Source organism: Arthrobacter pascens (genome assembly GCF_030815585.1).
Taxonomy (GTDB): Bacteria; Actinomycetota; Actinomycetes; order Actinomycetales; family Micrococcaceae; genus Arthrobacter; species Arthrobacter pascens_A.
Map to the genome: position 1 here is coordinate 1,624,092 of NZ_JAUSWY010000001.1, position 17,407 is coordinate 1,641,498.

The 17,407-nt window shown below is 65.9% G+C and carries 17 protein-coding genes and 2 tRNA genes; 16 read left to right on the forward strand and 3 right to left on the reverse strand.

What is annotated here, in order from left to right; all coding sequences use genetic code 11:
- Positions 1-7 precede the first annotated feature (7 nt).
- The 4 genes from QFZ30_RS07605 to QFZ30_RS07620 all read left to right on the forward strand — a co-directional run bounded on the left by QFZ30_RS07605 (position 8) and on the right by QFZ30_RS07620 (position 2,165).
- Positions 8-1,261, forward strand: a complete 1,254-nt coding sequence (locus tag QFZ30_RS07605) for a hypothetical protein (RefSeq protein WP_307074927.1) — start codon at positions 8-10, stop codon at positions 1,259-1,261.
- Between the two features lie 50 nt (positions 1,262-1,311).
- The gene (gene rsfS / locus QFZ30_RS07610; protein WP_307074929.1) at positions 1,312-1,713 is read left to right on the forward strand and encodes a ribosome silencing factor; all 402 of its coding nucleotides are present in this window, start codon (positions 1,312-1,314) and stop codon (positions 1,711-1,713) included.
- A 101-nt stretch (positions 1,714-1,814) separates the two neighbouring features.
- A tRNA-Ala gene (locus QFZ30_RS07615) sits at positions 1,815-1,887 on the forward strand.
- 202 nt (positions 1,888-2,089) lie between these two features.
- Positions 2,090-2,165: transfer RNA gene (locus tag QFZ30_RS07620), tRNA-Ala, on the forward strand.
- Between the two features lie 66 nt (positions 2,166-2,231).
- On the opposite strand, the gene QFZ30_RS07625 is transcribed toward QFZ30_RS07620, so the two are convergent.
- Both QFZ30_RS07625 and QFZ30_RS07630 read right to left on the reverse strand, forming a co-directional pair.
- A complete protein-coding gene (locus QFZ30_RS07625; protein ID WP_307074931.1) occupies positions 2,232-3,068 on the reverse strand; it encodes a DUF3592 domain-containing protein in 837 nt (278 codons plus the stop codon).
- A 144-nt stretch (positions 3,069-3,212) separates the two neighbouring features.
- Positions 3,213-4,544: an SAM-dependent methyltransferase gene (locus QFZ30_RS07630; RefSeq protein ID WP_307074933.1), complete on the reverse strand. Its 1,332-nt coding sequence runs from the start codon at positions 4,542-4,544 to the stop codon at positions 3,213-3,215.
- Between the two features lie 275 nt (positions 4,545-4,819).
- Between QFZ30_RS07630 and QFZ30_RS07635 the strand changes: the two genes are divergently transcribed.
- From QFZ30_RS07635 to QFZ30_RS07660, 6 genes are all read left to right on the forward strand, one after another.
- Entirely contained in the window at positions 4,820-5,938 is a 1,119-nt protein-coding gene (locus QFZ30_RS07635; RefSeq protein WP_307074936.1) for an FAD-dependent oxidoreductase, read from the forward strand.
- A gap of 87 nt (positions 5,939-6,025) precedes the next feature.
- The gene (locus QFZ30_RS07640) at positions 6,026-7,195 is read left to right on the forward strand and encodes a class I SAM-dependent methyltransferase (protein WP_307074940.1); all 1,170 of its coding nucleotides are present in this window, start codon (positions 6,026-6,028) and stop codon (positions 7,193-7,195) included.
- Between the two features lie 160 nt (positions 7,196-7,355).
- Entirely contained in the window at positions 7,356-8,558 is a 1,203-nt protein-coding gene (locus tag QFZ30_RS07645; RefSeq protein ID WP_307080125.1) for an ROK family transcriptional regulator, read from the forward strand.
- A 108-nt stretch (positions 8,559-8,666) separates the two neighbouring features.
- Entirely contained in the window at positions 8,667-10,019 is a 1,353-nt protein-coding gene (locus QFZ30_RS07650; RefSeq protein ID WP_307080127.1) for an extracellular solute-binding protein, read from the forward strand.
- Between the two features lie 3 nt (positions 10,020-10,022).
- Positions 10,023-10,901, forward strand: a complete 879-nt coding sequence (locus QFZ30_RS07655) for a carbohydrate ABC transporter permease (protein ID WP_307074942.1) — start codon at positions 10,023-10,025, stop codon at positions 10,899-10,901.
- Positions 10,898-11,782, forward strand: coding sequence for a carbohydrate ABC transporter permease (locus QFZ30_RS07660; protein WP_307074944.1), 885 nt, complete (start codon positions 10,898-10,900; stop codon positions 11,780-11,782). The genes QFZ30_RS07655 and QFZ30_RS07660 overlap by 4 nt, the downstream gene beginning before the upstream one ends.
- A gap of 47 nt (positions 11,783-11,829) precedes the next feature.
- Here QFZ30_RS07660 and QFZ30_RS07665 read toward each other — a convergent pair whose 3' ends face one another.
- Positions 11,830-12,033 (reverse strand): hypothetical protein, encoded by a 204-nt coding sequence (locus QFZ30_RS07665; RefSeq protein WP_307074946.1) that lies wholly within the window; start codon positions 12,031-12,033, stop codon positions 11,830-11,832.
- Positions 12,034-12,174: 141 nt separating this feature from the next.
- Between QFZ30_RS07665 and QFZ30_RS07670 the strand changes: the two genes are divergently transcribed.
- The 6 genes from QFZ30_RS07670 to QFZ30_RS07695 are packed head-to-tail and all read left to right on the forward strand — an operon-like array spanning position 12,175 to position 17,333.
- Positions 12,175-13,182, forward strand: coding sequence for an AAA family ATPase (locus QFZ30_RS07670; RefSeq protein ID WP_307074947.1), 1,008 nt, complete (start codon positions 12,175-12,177; stop codon positions 13,180-13,182).
- A 7-nt stretch (positions 13,183-13,189) separates the two neighbouring features.
- Positions 13,190-14,074, forward strand: a complete 885-nt coding sequence (locus QFZ30_RS07675; RefSeq protein ID WP_307074949.1) for a DUF58 domain-containing protein — start codon at positions 13,190-13,192, stop codon at positions 14,072-14,074.
- Complete coding sequence (locus tag QFZ30_RS07680) at positions 14,064-14,534, forward strand: hypothetical protein (protein ID WP_307074950.1); 471 nt, start codon at positions 14,064-14,066, stop codon at positions 14,532-14,534. Before QFZ30_RS07675 ends, QFZ30_RS07680 begins: the two co-directional genes overlap by 11 nt.
- A gap of 11 nt (positions 14,535-14,545) precedes the next feature.
- Complete coding sequence (locus QFZ30_RS07685) at positions 14,546-15,547, forward strand: vWA domain-containing protein (RefSeq protein ID WP_307074952.1); 1,002 nt, start codon at positions 14,546-14,548, stop codon at positions 15,545-15,547.
- A complete protein-coding gene (locus QFZ30_RS07690; RefSeq protein ID WP_307074954.1) occupies positions 15,544-16,602 on the forward strand; it encodes a vWA domain-containing protein in 1,059 nt (352 codons plus the stop codon). Before QFZ30_RS07685 ends, QFZ30_RS07690 begins: the two co-directional genes overlap by 4 nt.
- Positions 16,599-17,333: a hypothetical protein gene (locus tag QFZ30_RS07695; RefSeq protein WP_307074956.1), complete on the forward strand. Its 735-nt coding sequence runs from the start codon at positions 16,599-16,601 to the stop codon at positions 17,331-17,333. Before QFZ30_RS07690 ends, QFZ30_RS07695 begins: the two co-directional genes overlap by 4 nt.
- The last annotated feature ends 74 nt before the right edge of the window (positions 17,334-17,407 follow it).

Sequence of the window (17,407 nt, forward strand, 5' to 3'; positions counted from 1 at the left end):
GTTTTCAATGAGTCAGGAACAGCCCCCCATCCGCAGCCGCCGCGAACTGCGGCAGGCCAGAGATGAGAACCAGGCTACCGGGTCAACGGGACCGGGCCAGGTTTCGCCTGCCTCAAAACAAGCTCCCTCCAAGCAGGTCCCCTCACCGGAGCCGGCGGAGGATGCCGGCCGTGTGCGGCGCGTGGCCGGCGGTCCGGTGGACTCCGTCCCCGACCTGACGCAGGCCCAGCGTTCCTCGCAGATCCGTGCCCGGGACCGGGCGGCGCTCCGTGCCATCAAGGATCTTGAGGAAAAAGAGGGGCAGCTGGCGGCCGGAGGACCACCCACACGCAGGCAGCTGCGCCTGCAGCAGCTCAAGGAACAGGCCGTCACGTCGGCCAACCCCATCGTTCCGCCCGCCCCCAACCAGGCCGCCCCCAACCAGGCCGCGCCCGACCAGGCCGCGCCCGAAACTGCGCAGCCCGCAGCATCCCCTGAAGCCTCCGGTGTACCGGGCGGTATCAGCGTGGAACAGGCACTGGCAGCCCGTTCACTGATTGCTGAACAGGCCAAGAACCAGCTGGCCAAAATGGAGCATATTGCCTCCCTGGATCCGGAAGCCGTTGATCCGGAGATTCTCGCGGAACAGATCGCGCTGGCAGAGCGCGCCGCTGTGCTCAACCGACGGGCCATGGCCAAGCAGAAGCTGGCAGAGCAGGCAGCGGCCCCGGCGGCACCAGAGACCTCACCTCGGCCGGAGCCTTCGGCTGCCAGCAACCTTGCCATGGTCACGCCGCTGGAATTCGTCCAGGTGCCCGGCCTGGACCGTCCCGTGATGAAGCCGCCGGCAACCTCTTACGTGCCTGTTGTCACCACACCGGGGCCCCGGCTCCAGCCCTCCGGCAGCCCGCAGCCCTCCGGTGGCAAAGGACCCAGGCCATCGACGGCTTCAAGGCCGCCCGGCGCAGCCGCTGTGCCAGCCGCCGTCGCCGGCCGTTCCCGGGTCATAGCGCGTGCTGAAGCTGCTGCCCGGGCCGCCGTCCAGCCGGAGCCCGTGGTATCCGCCCCGGCCCAGTTGCCGGCTGGACAGCCGGAAGACCTGTTTGATGACCTTCCCCGTATTCCCGCCCGGTCCGCGTACGGACTGGAACCGCTGGATGCGGCAACCGCCGGGTTGGCCCGCGCGAAACGGATGCGGCTCGTGCAGTTCGGCGTCCTGGCCTTCGGGATCATCGCCCTTATTTCCGGCGTCATCCTGATCATCACCGGCGTGTCACGCTGATCCGGCCGCGCCCCCCACAACAAAAACTTTAGAAAACAACAAGGAGTCCCGTGACTGCATCAGATTCATCCATTGCCATAGCCCGCCACGCCGCCAAAGCCGCCGCGGACAAGATCGCCCAGGACATTGTTGCCCTGGACGTCAGTGAGCGCCTGGCGCTGGCCGACGTCTTCCTGATTGCCTCCGCACCGAGCGAACGCCAGGTCAACGCCATCGTAGACGGCATTGAAGAGGAACTTTCCAAGCAGGACCTCCGCCCCGTGCGTCGCGAAGGCCGCTCCGGCGGACGCTGGGTGCTGCTCGACTACTCGGACATCGTCATTCACGTCCAGCACGAGGAAGACCGCGTTTTCTACGCGCTGGAGCGTCTGTGGAAGGACTGCCCGGTGGTGGACCTGCAGTTGGGAGACGACGCGTCAGCCAAGGCAACAGCCTCAAGCGACGCGGAGTAATCAGGCGCCAGCAAGCCGAATATGCCCGATTTGGAATTTTCGGAAATGCTGTTCTAAGATATTTGAGTTGCTCCGGGGAAACCGCGGGGCGGCGAAGATTCGGGGCTGTGGCGCAGCTGGTAGCGCACCTGCATGGCATGCAGGGGGTCAGGGGTTCGAGTCCCCTCAGCTCCACCGATCGTGATCCGCCGGAATCGAAAGATTCCGGCGGATTTTTTGTTGCCCGAATTGGAATGAATCTGCGTTTCCGCGGAATCGGTCATGAGTGTGAAACGGGGCGGGAGAACCTTGGCGGCGGATTGGCGTCAGAGCCAATTCTCCATTAAGATGAGTAGGTTGCTTCCGGCGGCGTGTATCACCGCCGGAACAGAAGTTTGGGGCTGTGGCGCAGCTGGTAGCGCACCTGCATGGCATGCAGGGGGTCAGGGGTTCGAGTCCCCTCAGCTCCACCAAAATGGGAACCACCGAATCAGGTGGTTCCCATTTTCTGTTCCTGCAGAAATGCCCGCCGTATCCGTTCACGAGGCGCCTTCGGCCGCCTCCTGCTTTGCCCTCTCAGATGGGGTGCTGACCGGTCCGATAGCGCCCAGGTTGTCACCGGTAAGCCCTTTGATGCCGACCATCACCCTGCCGCCTCCATCTCCTGCCAGTCGAAGGGTCACGGTGCTCCCGGCGCCGGGGGCGGGAAAGTAGGTGATCCCCCTGAGCCCGAAATTGATCCGGAAAAGCAGGCCATCGGCAGACCTGATGTCCGCATGGAGCCGGTTTTTGACTATCGAACTGGCCACAACGGTCCCCGTCACCTCGTGCCAGGGGCCGCTCCCAAGCCGGGTGACAGTACGGTAATGGCGCCAGCTGAACGCGACGAAGATGCTCATCCAGAACAAAGGGAGAAATGATCCTGCACCTGTCACGGCCAGGTCCGCGATGATCGGATCTGCAACTCCTGCCACTGCTACCTGTGTGTGGTCCGCGGGATTAACCCCGAGTTTGACGACGGAACCGATGGCCAATGACTTTCCGCACGGGTCGAACTCCGAGTAATGCGTGGCGAGTTTCTGGTCACCGGCGATGTAACTGAGACCGAGGCTGCAGTGCGTACCCTTGGACACGTATTGGTGCTGGCTGGTCACGGTGGCGTCCACCTGCGGCCAATTGCCCCACAAGGGCTGCCCGACGTGCCAGAACAATGAGGCGGCGGCAACGAACAGGCCGATGAGTACTCCTGTGCGGATAAGGACCCTGAGGATCAGTCGCCTGTGCCGGTGACCGATCTCCAGAACCGGTGTCTCACCGTAGGGCATGCCGGTGACCTGCAGTTCGAGTCCTGGAGCCAGCAGTGCGGTGCTCATCATCCTCCGATTCGTTCCGCACCGTTTGGCGCAGTTACCGCGAGCGTAGGCGCCCAATCTGGGTAATAGCAGGGAGGGAAGCCGCCGTGGACAGCAACAGCAGGAGCCACCCTCCGGGGTGGCTCCTGCTGTGCTGGCCTCTTGCCCTTAAAGCCATTCCGTCCTGCGCAGCGGCGGTTCGGCTCCGCCCGGCCGTTGCGCCAGGACCTGGTTGACGCCCGTGATGCCGGCTTCGAAGCCCAGCGCACTTGAAGCCATGTAGAGCCGCCAGATCCGGGCGCGGCCGAGGGTGGTGAGCTTCACCGCGTCGTCCCAGTTGTCCTCGAGCCGCCGCACCCAGGCCCTGAGGGTCAGCGCATAGTGCCTCCGGAGTGCCTCCACGTCCAGGACTTCCAGGCCGCCGGACTCCAGCGCGGTGACCATCTCACCGAGGCTGATCATTTCGCCGTCAGGGAAAACATAGCGCGGAATGAACGAGTCGGGGTCCGGGCTGGTGGGCCCTGCATTCCAGGAAATGGCGTGGTTGAGAAGCCGGCCGCCGGGTCGGAGCAGGCTGTATAGCCGGGAGACGTAGTCCGGGGTCTGCTCCCGGCCGACGTGTTCGGACATACCGATTGAGCTGATCGCGTCGAAGGGCCCGTCACCAACATCGCGGTAGTCCTGCACCCTGATGTCGATGCTTGCCGTCAGGCCTGCGTCAGCAGCCCGCTTGCGGGCCAGCAACGCCTGTTCGGTGGAGAGCGTGACACCAACCACGTCCACTCCGTAGTGTTGCGCGGCATGCAGGGCAAAACTGCCCCACCCGCAGCCCACGTCCAGCACCCTCATCCCGGGCTTTAGCCCCAGCTTCCGGCACACCAGGTCCAGTTTCGCTTCCTGGGCGGCGTCGAGTCCGGCTGGCAGCCCGCTGCTGGAGTCGCTGCCATCCTGGATACCTTTCCCCGCCGGCCCGTCTCCCCAGACTGCACAGGAGTAGACCATCGACGGCCCCAGGACGAGGGCGTAAAAGTCGTTGCCGACGTCGTAATGGTGCGAGATTGCCGCTGCATCGCGGCCCCGGGAGTGCTGCCGGCCGTGCCGATGGATCCGTGCTTCTTCCGGCGGCGGGGCGGGATTGGGCCCCAGCGCCCCGAGCCGAACAGCAGTCTTGAGGAGGGTCCACAGTTCGGCCGGTGTGAGGGGCTTGAACGGCCCCGGGTCGGCAAACTTTCCAGCAGAGCTGAGTGCACTGAAGGCCGCGAAGATATCTCCCGGTGCCACGATGTCCCCGGCAACATACGCACGGCTCAGGCCCAGCTGCCCGGGCGACCAGAGGATCCGCCGCAGGGCCCGCCGGGACCGGAACTCCAGGATCGGTGCGCCGGGCGGGCCTGCCTCCGAACCATCCCAAGCCCGCAGCCGGAGGGGTATCTCCGCCGTCCCCAGGACGATGGCCAGAGCTTTGGCCAGCCGCGATGCAGCACCGGTTCCCTTTGTCATGTTTATTGCCTTCCTTCCGGCGCCTTTCCAATGTTCCGGCAGCATAGCCATTCCTGCCATCGGAGTTCTTGGACACATTCCATGGGCCAACCCTACGACCGGACCGGTCCGCTGTCAGCGATTGCCACCGGATGGCGGACATGCGCGGCCAGTTGGGAGGCGGCCACCGCGATTATCATGGGGAGGTGAATGATCGACTGCAGGGTGGACGGAGCAGGTCCCAAGCAGCTCAAATCCTCAGTGGAGGAGAAGGTCCAGCCGGAATCCGGCCATTTATGGAGACGCAGTCAGGGACCACCCCGCCTGAAGCAGGCCGCACCAGCATGGCCGACGTTGTGGTCATTGGTGCCGGCCAGGCCGGGCTCTCCGCCGCCTTCCACCTGCAGCGCCGCGGGCTGGCGTACACAGTGCTCGACGCCGAAGAAGGCCCGGGTGGTGCCTGGCGCCACCGCTGGAAGAGCCTCCGGATGGCCACGGTCAACGGCATCAGCGACCTTCCCGGCATCGCACAGCCCTACGTGGATCCCGCGGAGCCCAGTTCCGAGTTCCTGACCCGCTACTTCGCGGGCTATGAGCAGGAACTCGGGTTGACCGTCCATCGCCCTGTCAAAGTCACCGCCGTCTCCAGGGCGGATGATGATCCGGCGGGCCGGCTGCGGATCAGGACGTCCCACGGAGACTTGTCGGCCAAGGCAGTCATCAACGCCAGCGGAACCTGGACCCGGCCGTTCTGGCCGATCTACCCGGGGCAGTTCACGTTCCGTGGCCGGCAGCTGCATGTGGCGGACTACGTCTCGGCCGACGAGTTCAGGGGGCAGCACGTCATTGTGGTGGGAGGGGGCATTTCCGCCGTCGGTTTGCTGGACGAGGTCTCGCAGGTCACCACCACCAGCTGGTTCACCCGGCGGGAGCCTGAGTGGCGGGATACCGGATTCGACGCCCAGGCCGGCCACAACGCCGTCGCCCTGGTGGAGGAACGCGTGCGGCAGGGGCTGCCGCCGCAAAGCGTCGTGGCAGTGACCGGGCTGATCTGGACGCCCGCCCTGCGGGCGGCAGCACAACGGGGCGCGCTGGACCGGCGCCCAATGTTCACATCCATAGAGTCCGACGGCGTCCGGCTTGCGGACGGCACCCTGCTTCAGGCTGACGTCATCCTGTGGGCAACGGGCTTCCGGGCTGAGCTCGAACACTTGGCTCCGCTTCACCTTCGCGGACCCGGAGGGGGAATTGCGATGGACGGGACCCAGGTGGCTGCCGAGCCGCGCGTCCATCTGGTGGGCTACGGGCCGTCGTCGTCCACCATCGGCGCGAACCGGGCGGGCAGGGCTGCCGTGACGGCCATCCTGAAGCTGCCTGGCATCCGGCCGCAGGCGGAGACGGTAAATTTGGCCTGACCGGACTACTGGCAACAGCCGCCCGGGCATCGATCACGGCACCAGAATGTACATGGCATCACCGAGGGAACAGGCAGCAGGAACCACGTGGCACAGAACAGTCTTGAGGGTGTCTTCGGAAGACTCCGGCGTCGCCCGGACGTGGAAGCGCCCAATCTCCAGGCCTGGGACGCCACGGACACGCTCCTGCTGGAGGCTGCTGCGGCCGTGGTCACGCCCGGGAGCCAAGTAGCCGTCATCGGCGACCGTTATGGGGCCCTGACGCTGGGCGCCCTTGCGGCGCTCGGTGTCCGCAAGGTCCGGGTGCATCAGGACCTCATCACGGGGGAGCGGGCCCTGCGGAACAATGCCGAAGCCCTGGGACTGAATGCCTTCGGGGCGCCGGAGTCGAGCGCGGACACAGGATTTGCGCAGCTGCCGCTGGGGGATGAACTGCTGTCCGGCGCGGACACCGTACTCCTGCAGCTGCCCAGGACGCTGGCGGAGCTCGAAGAGATCGCTGACACCGTGGCACGGCACGCCGCTCCCGGCGCCGTGCTTCTGGCCGGCGGACGGATCAAGCACATGTCGCTGGGGATGAACGCGGTCCTGCAACGGCACTTCCAGTCCGTCCAGCCACAGCTTGCCCGACAGAAGTCCCGTATCATCCTCGCCCAAGACGCCAAGGCCTCTTCCGGACCACTGCACGTTCCCGCTGTGGAGCACCTTGCGGAGCTCGACCTGGACGTCGCAGCGCGGGGTGCCGTGTTCGCCGGACCGAGGCTGGACATAGGGACGAGGTTCCTGCTGACCTTCCTCCCGGAGATGCCTTCAGCCCGGCATGCCGTTGACTTGGGGTGCGGCACGGGAATCCTCGCGGCCATGTATGCCCGGCAGAACCCTGACTCCGTCGTGACGGCCACGGACCAGTCCGCAGCGGCCGTCGCGTCCGCGGCGGGGACAGCCCGGGCGAACGGCCTGGAGGAGCGGATCGCCGTCCTCCAGGACGACGCCATGAGCACCATGCCGGCTGGAAGCGCGGACCTGATCCTGCTGAATCCGCCGTTCCACCTGGGGGCCAGCGTCCACGCAGGTGCCGGCATCAAGATGTTCGAGGCTGCCGCGAGGGTGCTCGCACCGGGCGGCGAACTCTGGACTGTCTTCAACCGGCACCTGCACTACCTGCCCGTGCTGGAGCGGGTGGTGGGACCCACCACCGTCAAGGGGCAGAATCCCAAATTCACCGTGGCGGCCAGTAGGAGGCGGCAGGAACGGTAGTTGGTTTCTGGCCGCGCCGCGCCGTCATTTCCGCGTATGGGCGAATGTCAAGGGGTAACGTACGATTCAGACATCATCAACAGATGGCCGAAGACGTTTAGGGGACCCCGTGTCTGAGATCCGCCAGCCCTCGCCGAGGCGCGGAACCAACCTGCCCAAGATGGGTGACTTCAACCTCACGGTGATCCTGGACGCCATCCGTAGATCCTCAGGTGGCCTCAGCCGGGTGGAACTCGCCCAGATCGTGGGCCTCTCACCCCAGACCATCTCCAACATCTCCCGCCGCCTGCTGGACCAGCACTTGATCGTTGAAGCCGGCAAAGAGGGCAGCGGCCCGGGCAAGCCGCGCACCATCCTCCGCCTCAACCCGTCCGGCATGTACGCCATCGGAGTCCACCTGGACCCTGCCGTGACAACGTTTGTTGTCCTGGACCTGGTCGGCGCGGTGGTTCAGCACTCCAGCATCAACACCCCCGGCGGAAACGATCCATCGGCTGTCATTTCAACGATGGCCACGGAGATCGGCCAACTCGTGTCGGACTCAGGAGTGGACAGGGGTAAGATCGCCGGCCTTGGGCTTGCAGTGCCCGGCCCCATCGACCTGGACAACGGCACTGTGGTCGATCCTCCGCTCCTGCCCGGCTGGGACAGGGTTGAACTGCGTAACGCCTTGGCAGAAGCTACCGGCTACTCAGTCCTGGTGGACAAGGACGTGACCAGCGCCGCCGTCGCCGAAACCTGGGCCGGCGGTCCCAGCGGTGCCGGCAGCTTCATCTTTATGTACATGGGAACCGGCATCGGCTGCGGCATTGTGCTCAACGACGAGGTGATCCGCGGTACGTCAGGCAACGCCGGCGAGATCGGCCACATCGTGGTGGACCCGGACGGCCCGGCTTGTGACTGTGGCCTCCGGGGTTGTGTGAAGTCCTCCTGCATCCCGCAGGTGCTGGTGGCAGAGGCAGAAGCCGCCGGCATCCTCGACGGCTCCCGGACTGACAACAGCGGTGCCGAGGTGCAGAAGAGCTTTTCGAGGCTGTGCGACCTCGCCGATGAAGGTGACGCCGGTGCCATGGGCATCATCGATAAGTCAGCAGTGCTTGTGGCCCGCGCCGTATCCGTGGTGACCAACACCCTGGACGTGGAACGGGTTGTCTTCGGCGGTCCGTTCTGGACCAGGATGTCCCAGCGCTACCTGGAGAAGGTTCCTGCCCTCCTGGAGGCAAACAGCGCCGCCCGCCTGATCCACTCCATCGAGGTGGTGGGCACGGGAGTCGGCGAGGACGTGGGCGCCATCGGAGCGGCCTGCCTGGTCCTGGAACATACGCTGGCTCCCCGGGCGCAGCGCCTCCTCCTGGAAAGCTGACCCCGCGGCGCCCTTGCCCGCGGCAGGACGCGCCTTTAGCATTTGGATATCGCCGCGGCTGGGGCCCGCAGACAACGGGGACTGCAGCCATTGACTGAATGGAGCACCATGCGTCGCCGGGCAACCATAATCACATCCCTGATGGCTTCCGCAGTTCTCACGTTGGCTGCCTGTTCCCCGGGCGCTCCGGCAGGCGAGGCCAAGACCCTGAAGATCGTCTACCAGAAGACTGCTTCCTTCACTGCACTGGACACCCTTTTCCAGTCGGCCAAGCAGGAGTTCGAGGCCGCCAACCAAGGCGTCACGGTTGAACTGGAGCCAATCCAGGCAGAAGACGACGACTACGGCACCAAGCTTGCCCTGGCCCTGCGCTCCCCGGCCACTGCCCCGGACGTGTTCTACGAAGACACGTTCAAGGTCCGCTCCGATGTGGACGCGGGCTACCTCCTCAAGCTGGACAGCCACCTGCAGGCGTGGAGCGAGTGGGACACCTTCGACGACGCCGCCAAGGCTGCCGGTCTGGGCGACGACGGCGGCACCTACGCGGTCCCGGTGGGTACCGATACGCGGGCCATCTGGTACAACAAGAAAGTCCTTGCAGCTGCCGGCGTCAGCCTGCCTTGGGAGCCCCGCACCTGGCAAGACATCCTGGATGCCGCCAGGAAGATCAAGGCCAGCGACCCCACCGTGGTGCCGTTCAACATGTATGCCGGCAAAGCCACAGGCGAAGGCACCGTGATGCAGAGCTTCTACGAACTGCTGTACGGGACGGACTCCGCGCTGTACGACGCCGAAGCAAAGAAATGGGTGGTGGGCTCCGCCGGCTTCACCGACGCACTGGCCTTCCTCAAGACCCTCTACGACGAGAAGCTCGCCGTATCCCCGGCAGAAGCCCTCGACGCGAACGTGTGGAAAAAGGTGTTCGGGGAATGGCTTCCGCAAGCCAAGATGGGCGCAACCGTGGAAGGATCCTACACGCCGTCGTTCTGGCAGGACGGCGGAAGCTATGAATGGCCCGGCTACGAGCAGGACATGGGCGTGGCCCCCTTCCCCACCCAGGAGGGCCAGGCGCCTGGCGGAGTGAGCATGTCCGGTGGCTGGACACTCGCAGTCGGTGCGGAGACGAAGAACCCCGATCTTGCCTTTGGCTTCCTGACCACGGCGCTGAACAAGAAGAATTCCCTGGCGTTCAACATCGCAAGCTCGCAGATCGCCGTCCGGAAGGACGTAGCCGCTGACTCCACCTACCAGGCGGCAAACCCGTTCGTGAAGGACGTATCCGAGCTCGTGTCCGTCACGCATTACCGCCCGGCAACTGCTGACTACCCGCGGATCTCGGCCGCCGTCCAGGAGGCCACCGAAGCGGTGATCACGGGCGCGAAATCCCCGGAACAGGCCGCCGCGGACTACGACGCAGCCGTGAAGGACCTTGTGGGCGAAGACAAGACCGTCCGGAAGTAGCCGGTGGCCGTTCCCCGCACCACGCGATGGGTCCGCCTCCTGCCGGTGCTTCCCGCCGTCGTCCTGCTGCTGGTGTTCCTGGCCGGACCCGTCCTCTGGGCGTTCCACGCGTCCCTGACCAACGCTGCGTTGACCGGCCGCAACGCCCGCAGCCCGGGCTGGGTGGGGCTGGACAACTACGCGAGGCTGCTGACGGACCCAGTCCTGCCGCTGTCCCTTGCCCTCACTGTCCTGTTTGTGGGCGGCTCCGCCATCCTGGGCCAGAACATGCTGGGGCTGCTGATTGCAGTATTGATGCGGCGTGCCCGGCGGTCCGTCTCCGCCGTCGTCGGGACTGCCGTGGTGGCGGCGTGGGTGCTCCCCGAGATTGTGGCCGCCTTCGCTGCCTACGCCTACTTCAGCCGTGACGGGACACTGAACCAGCTGCTGGGCGGGCTGGGACTGGGACAGCCTGACTGGCTGTATTCGTTCCCGATGGTGGCCATCATGCTCGCCAATGTCTGGCGGGGCACGGCGTTTTCCATGCTGGTGTACCGCGCGGCACTGGACGATGTCCCCGGTGAGGTCACAGAGGCTGCGCTGATGGACGGCGCCAGCGGCTGGCAGCGCCTGGCCTTCATCACCCTCCCCATGATCCGCGGCAGCATCGCCACCAACCTCATGCTCATCACCCTGCAGACGCTGGCGGTTTTCACCCTCATCTGGGTGATGACCGCCGGCGGTCCGTCCAACGCCAGCACCACCTTGCCGGTACTGGCGTACCAGGAGGCCTTCAAATTCGGTGACATCGGCTACGGCACGGCCGTGGCCTCCGTCCTGATCCTCATCGGCATGGTGTTCGGCGCGGCCTACATCCGGCTGCTCCGGGAAGCCAAACCATGACGACGGCGACACAGACTTCCGCACGGGCCCGGCGGCGGGCCGCGCTGGGGTCGGTATCCCTGGCCCGGCGGCGGGCCCGGACGCCGGCCGACGCTGCCCTGGTGCTCATCGGCGCGTGCTTTGTCCTGCCGCTGTTGTGGCTGGCCCTGGCCTCCCTTGATGCGGGGGCGGGGCACCAGACCCGGCTTCCCGGCGAGGTGTCGCTGGACAACTTTGCCGCGATCATGACCCCGGGGCTGCTGTTCCAGCCGCTCTGGAACAGCCTGTTGCTTTCTGCGGGGACAGCGGCCGTCAACCTCGTCGCGGCGGTCCTGGCCGCCTACCCGCTGTCCCGCTACCAGTCCAGGTTCAACCGGCCGTTTATGTACACGATCCTGTTCGGGACCTGCCTTCCCATCACGGCCATCATGGTGCCGGTGTACGGGCTCTTCGTGCAGCTGCACCTGCTGGACTCCATGCCCGGGACGATCTTCTTCATGGCCACCACCACGCTGCCCATGGCTATCTGGATGACCAAGAACTTCATGGACGCGGTTCCGGTGTCCCTTGAGGAGGCCGCCTGGGTGGACGGCGCCTCCGGGATGGCCGCATTGCGCACCATTGTCCTGCCCCTCATGCGACAGGGGCTGGGCGTGGTGTTCATCTTTGTGTTCATCCAGGCCTGGGGAAACTTCTTTGTCCCGTTTGTGCTGCTCCTGTCCGAGGCAGGGCAGCCCGCAGCTGTGTCCATCTTCAGCTTCTTCGGACAGCACGGGGCCGTGGCTTACGGCCAGCTGGCCGCGTTCTCCATCCTGTTTTCAGTGCCTGTGCTGGTCCTCTACGTCATCGTGGCAAAGGGCGCCGGAAGCTCGTTCGCGCTGTCCGGTGCCGTCAAAGGGTGAGCAGCCAGTAGCTGATCGGCCAGGCCGTATCCGAGAAGCGGAGCGGTTCAGTCGATATCCTCAACAATCACGCCGTAGGGAATGCTGTCATCCAAGTGGGCCTGGTGGCCGGTCGAGCCGATGTTGTACGTGACCCGGACGCCGTGCAGCTGGTCGGCAGCAGACTGCTGCAGGACAGGCTTGACTGCGTTGATGAATCTCTCGCTTTTGTCCGCGAGAAACTGCTTGTAACTGGCTGGAAGCTCGCTCATTCCAACAGGATAGACCTGAGGTCCCGCAATGGGGAGGCCTCCCCATTGCGGGTCCGCCGGCAGCTGGCTTGGATAGGATGGCGGACGGAGTGCCGCCAGCCGGCAAAAAACAGTCCAGACCAGCCATCAGGGGGATATCCAGTGCTTCAGACCAGTGCATCCGTGAGAATCGAATCCGCGGAGCTGGCCCGGGCACAGCAGGTGGTGGCCAATATCTCCCGCAGCTTTGACGCCAAGGTGGTGGGGCAGGCGCGGCTCCGCGAATCGCTGCTGGTGGGTCTGATGACCGGCGGGCATATTCTCCTGGAGAGCGTTCCGGGCCTGGCCAAGACCACCGCGGCGCAGACTGTGGCCGAGGCCGTGAGCGCCGAGTTCCGCAGGATCCAGTGCACCCCTGACCTGCTGCCCAGCGACATCGTGGGCACGCAGATCTACGACGCCGCCAAGGGCACCTTCGTCACCCAGCTGGGGCCGGTCCACGCCAACATCGTGCTGCTGGATGAAATCAACCGCTCCAGCGCCAAGACCCAGAGTGCCATGCTGGAGGCCATGCAGGAGCGGCAGACCTCCATCGGAGGCGAGGAATACCGGCTGCCCTCACCGTTCCTGGTGCTGGCAACCCAGAACCCGATTGAGCAGGAAGGCACGTACCAGCTTCCCGAGGCCCAGATGGACCGCTTTATGCTCAAGGACGTGCTGGACTACCCGTCCCCGGCCGAGGAGGCCGAGATCATCCGGCGCATTGACGCCGGGATTTTCTCCCCGGAGCAGAAGCCGGCCGCTGCAGCGTCGCTGGACGCCGTGATCGGCGTCCAGGAACTGGTGAAGCGGATCTACCTTGATCCGGCCATCGTCAACTACATCGTGGGCCTGGTGTTCGTCACCCGGAACGCCGAGCAGTACATCGACCGGCGCCTGGCAGGTTTCATCGAATTCGGTGCCAGCCCCCGCGCCAGCATTGCCTTCAGCCAGGCAGCCCGGGCAGTCGCGCTGCTCAACGGGCGAGACCATGTGATCCCTGAGGACGTGAAAGCTCTGGCCCACCGTGTCCTGCGGCACCGGCTCATCCTGGGCTTCGAAGCCGTGGCTGAGCAGGTGCCGGTGGAGACTGTCATCGACGCCGTTGTGGCCTCCGTCCAGACGCCTTGAGCCAGCGGTGACCAGCCTCCTCCAGCGCGTGAAGTCGAAGATGGCCATCTTCGCCCACCGGAAAGCCCGCGGCATGCTCGACGGTGAGTACGGCTCCGTCTTCCGCGGACGCAGCCTCGACTTTGATGACCTGCGGGTATACATCCCGGGCGATGAGGTCCGGGACATCGACTGGAAAGCCTCCGCCCGCTACGGATCCCCGTTGATCAAGCGGTATGTCGCGGTCCGGCGGCAGACGGTCCTGCTCATTGCTGATACCGGAAGGAACATGGCGGCGCAGTCCCGGGACGGCGAAATCAAAAAGGATATTGCCGTGATGGCCCTGGGAGTCATCGGCTACCTGGCCCATCGGCACGGCGATGTTGTGGGACTCGTCTGCGGCGATGGCGACGGCACCCGCTCCATCCCGGCCAAAGCAGGCGAGGCCCACCTGGAACGGCTCCTGCGGACGGTTGACGCTGGCACCAGCCTTGACGCCGCTCCCAGCCGGATCGAGGAGCAGCTGGAGCATGTGGCCCGCACCGTCAAGGGCAGGTTCCTGCTGTTTGTGGTTGCCGATGAACTGGCCGCAGATCCTGCCATGGAGCAGCTGCTGCGCCGGCTCCGGGCGCAGCACGAGATCCTGTGGCTTACCATCCGGGACGCGGAGCTGGCCGGGGCCGGCCCCGCAGCGCTGGACGCCATTAATGTGGCAGACTCCTCGCTGCTCATGAGGCACCTGGCGGACAGCCCGGCAGTGGCCGCAGCGTACGCCGGTGCTGCGCTGGACCGGGATGCCGGCCGGCACGGCATGTTCCGCCGGGCCGGCATTTCCGAAGGCCATGTGGCCAGCAGCCACGGCGTCATGACGGAACTGTTCGCCCTCCTGGAGAGGCACCGGCGTGCAGGATGACTCCGGGTTCTACGGCCCGCTCCAGTACAGCCTGGGGTGGACGTGGGTGGGTCTCGCGTTGCTGGCCCTCGTGGTGGGCTGGTACGCCTTCGTTTTCTTCAACACCCGCAAACCAACGGTGCCGGCAGCATCGCCGCGGTTCACGCCGCCGTCGGACATTGACGCCCTCAAGGAGGCATACCTGCAGCGGATCGACGCTGTGGCCGCGGACGCCGACTCCGGCCGGCTGACTGCCCGTGCGTCGCACCAGGAGCTCAGCCTCCTTCTCCGGAAGTTCGTCCGCGACGTCACCGGAGTGGACGCCCCCAGGATGACCCTGGCGGAGCTGCACCGGCATCCGCTGCCGCCTGCGGCTGAGGCGGTCGCCCGCATCTATCCGGGCGAGTTCGGGGCCGAACCCCTGCCGTCCGTTGCCCACTCCGCCGAGACTGCCCGCCAGGCGGTGCGGTTGTGGAACTGATGTTCTGGTGGATGATCCCCGCAGCCGTGGCTGTTACTGCCGTTGGCACCTGGCTGGCTTTCCGGACGGAACCGCGGGAGAAGGCACGACTGCGGCCGGTGGCCAACGCTGACCGGCTCACCGCCTTGCCCGAATACCAGGCCGCCCTCCGGCGCCACCGCCGCTGGCTGGCCGTTGCCGCCGTCGCGGGCGGGATGCTGGTGGTCTCGGCCGCGGCCGCGGCTGCCCGGCCAGTTGAGCTGACCACTATCCGTCCCGAGGAGCACAACCGGGACATCGTCCTGTGCCTGGACGCATCCGGCTCCATGAGCAGCGCAGATTCTGCCGTAGTGGGCGTCTTTGCCGAGCTGGCGCAGCAATTCGACGGGGAACGGATCGGGCTCACCATCTTTGACAGCACCGCCATCCAGGTCTTCCCCCTGACCGACGACTACGAGTACGTCCAGGAGCAGCTGGAACTGGCCCGCGGCGCCTTTGACGGCGAACCTGGAAGCTCCGGTTTCCTGGGCGGCACCTGGAGCGGCCGGGGATCCTCGCTGATCGGCGACGGCCTGGCTTCCTGTGTTCAGGGTTTCCCTGACGCTGGCAGTCGTCCGGACCAGCCGGATCAGCCGGACCAGGGAGTGCCGCAGCGCTCGCGGTCGGTGGTGCTGGCCACGGACAACTTCCTCTCGGGCGACCCCATCTTCACCCTGGAACAGGCCGCGGCGCTGGCACAGGAGAAGGACGTCCGCGTGTATGCGCTGAACCCCGGCGACTTCGACTACGGCACGGACTCCGGACAGCCTGGTGCCCAGCTCAGGGCGGCGGCCGAAGCCACCGGCGGAGCCTACTATTCGCTGGACAGCCCGGATGCCGTGGCGGAGATCGTCAGCACCGTGCAGCAAACGGAGGCGGCAGCGATGCAGGGCGCGCCCCGCGCAGTGGTCTGGGACCGGCCGGACCTGCCCCTGGCTGTTGCGCTGATGTCCGGGCTGGTACTGGCCGGAGCGTCCTGGCGGCTCAGGCCATGACGCTGCAACCTGTCCTGCCGTGGTGGATCCTGGTGCCGCTGATGGCTGCCGCGGTGCTCTTTCTGGGCTGGAGACTGGTCCATGCCGCCCGGCGGCGTTTCGTACATGGCCGTGACTCACTGCACGGCTGGCTGTTCCGGAGCGCCCTGGTCTTACTGGTACTGGGGGCGGCCCTGCGTCCAGGAATCCCGGGCGGAACGGCTGAGGCGGCAGCCTCGGACGTCAACGTCTTCTTTGTGGTGGACACCACCAGCAGCATCGTGGCCGAGGACTATGGGGACTTTTCCCCACGGCTGGACGGGGTACGCCAGGACATCACGGCCATCGCAGCGGAGCTGGCAGGGGCACGATTTTCCGTCATCACCTTTGACACCAACGCCGCGGTCCGGATGCCGTTGACCACTGACACGACGGCGCTGGAGACCATAGTGGCGGTACTGGAGTCCGAGGTGACTGACTACTCCAAGGGAAGCAGCATCACGGCCGCCGGCACACTCCTCGCTGAACGCCTGCGGGCCGCCCGTGAAAGCCACCCTGAGCGGCCGCGGATTGTCTATTATCTGGGCGACGGCGAGCAGACCAGTGGCAAGGAACCGGAAGCCATGCGCATGGATGACGGACTGGTGGACGGGGGAGCGGTGCTGGGCTATGGGACCCCGGAGGGCGGCCGGATGAAGGAAAACAGCGGCCTTGGTCCCGGAAAGGAAGCTGCTTCCGGGCAGGGCTACATCCAGGACCGGAGCGCAGGAAGTGGACAGGACGCCGTCTCGGTCATTGACGAGAGCCGGCTCCGGGAGATTGCCAGCCAACTGGGCATTCCTTACGTCCACCGCTCAGCCGGTGATGCCGTCGCACCGATGATGCAGAAGGCCGATCCCGGAACGCTGCAGCGCACGGAGGGGAACGGCAGCCTTGAGGGCAGGACGGAACTCTATTGGAGCATGGCCGCCGCAGCATTCCTGCTCGCACTCCGGGAAACAGTGCTGGTGTTGAGGCAGTGGAGGCAGCTCCGGCCCGCGCAACAGATCCAGCAGGCAGCCGGAGTTCGGAAATGAATCCAACATCCATTGAATCGGCAGCCACCCTGCGGCGCCGGAGAAGCCTCCTCCTGCTGTGGTCGGCGTTGCCGGTGCTCTTGGTGCTGTGCTTTTCCGCCAAGATGCTCAGCCTCGGAATCTTCGCAGGCCAGGCTGCGCGCGCCTTCGATGCCCAGGATGCAGGCGCAGCGGAGTCCGCCTCGGCAGGGCTGCGGGCCGCCAACTTCATCGAAACGCATAAGGCAGCCTTCGCCGAAGGCGACAGCCTGGTCCTCGCCGCAGATTTCGCCGGCGCCCGGCAGCGCTTCGAGCAGGCACTGGCACTGACGGGGCCAAAGGACGAATGCGTCATCCGCGTCAACCTGGTGCTCAGCATCGAACGTCTCGGCGATGCCCGGCTCCAGGCGGAGGACCCGACGGCGGCCGGCCGGCTCTTCGCCGAAGGCTTGGCTGCGGTGGGCGCCGCTCCGCAGGGCTGCTTCGCCAGCGGCGGACAGGAGACGGGGGAGAAGCTGAAACAGGCGGAAGCACGCCTTCAGCAGAAGTTCCAGGACGAGAGCGCAGCAGCACCGCAGCCTCAGTCCGAAACCGGAGACCCGCAATCAGAGCCCGGCCCCGAGCGCCAGAGCCAGTTCGACCAGCTCAAGGACAGCGCCCGCCAATCCCAGCTGGAACGCAGCAACGGCCAGGAGCGGGACGACTACCTCCGCGACAGCGATTACGGCTCCGGACCTGACAAGCCATGGTAGGCGGCGCTCCTGCGGCGAACAATATTCTGTGCCGTCACGAAATAGAGCGTAAAACTGCGTCTTAATTCGGAGGC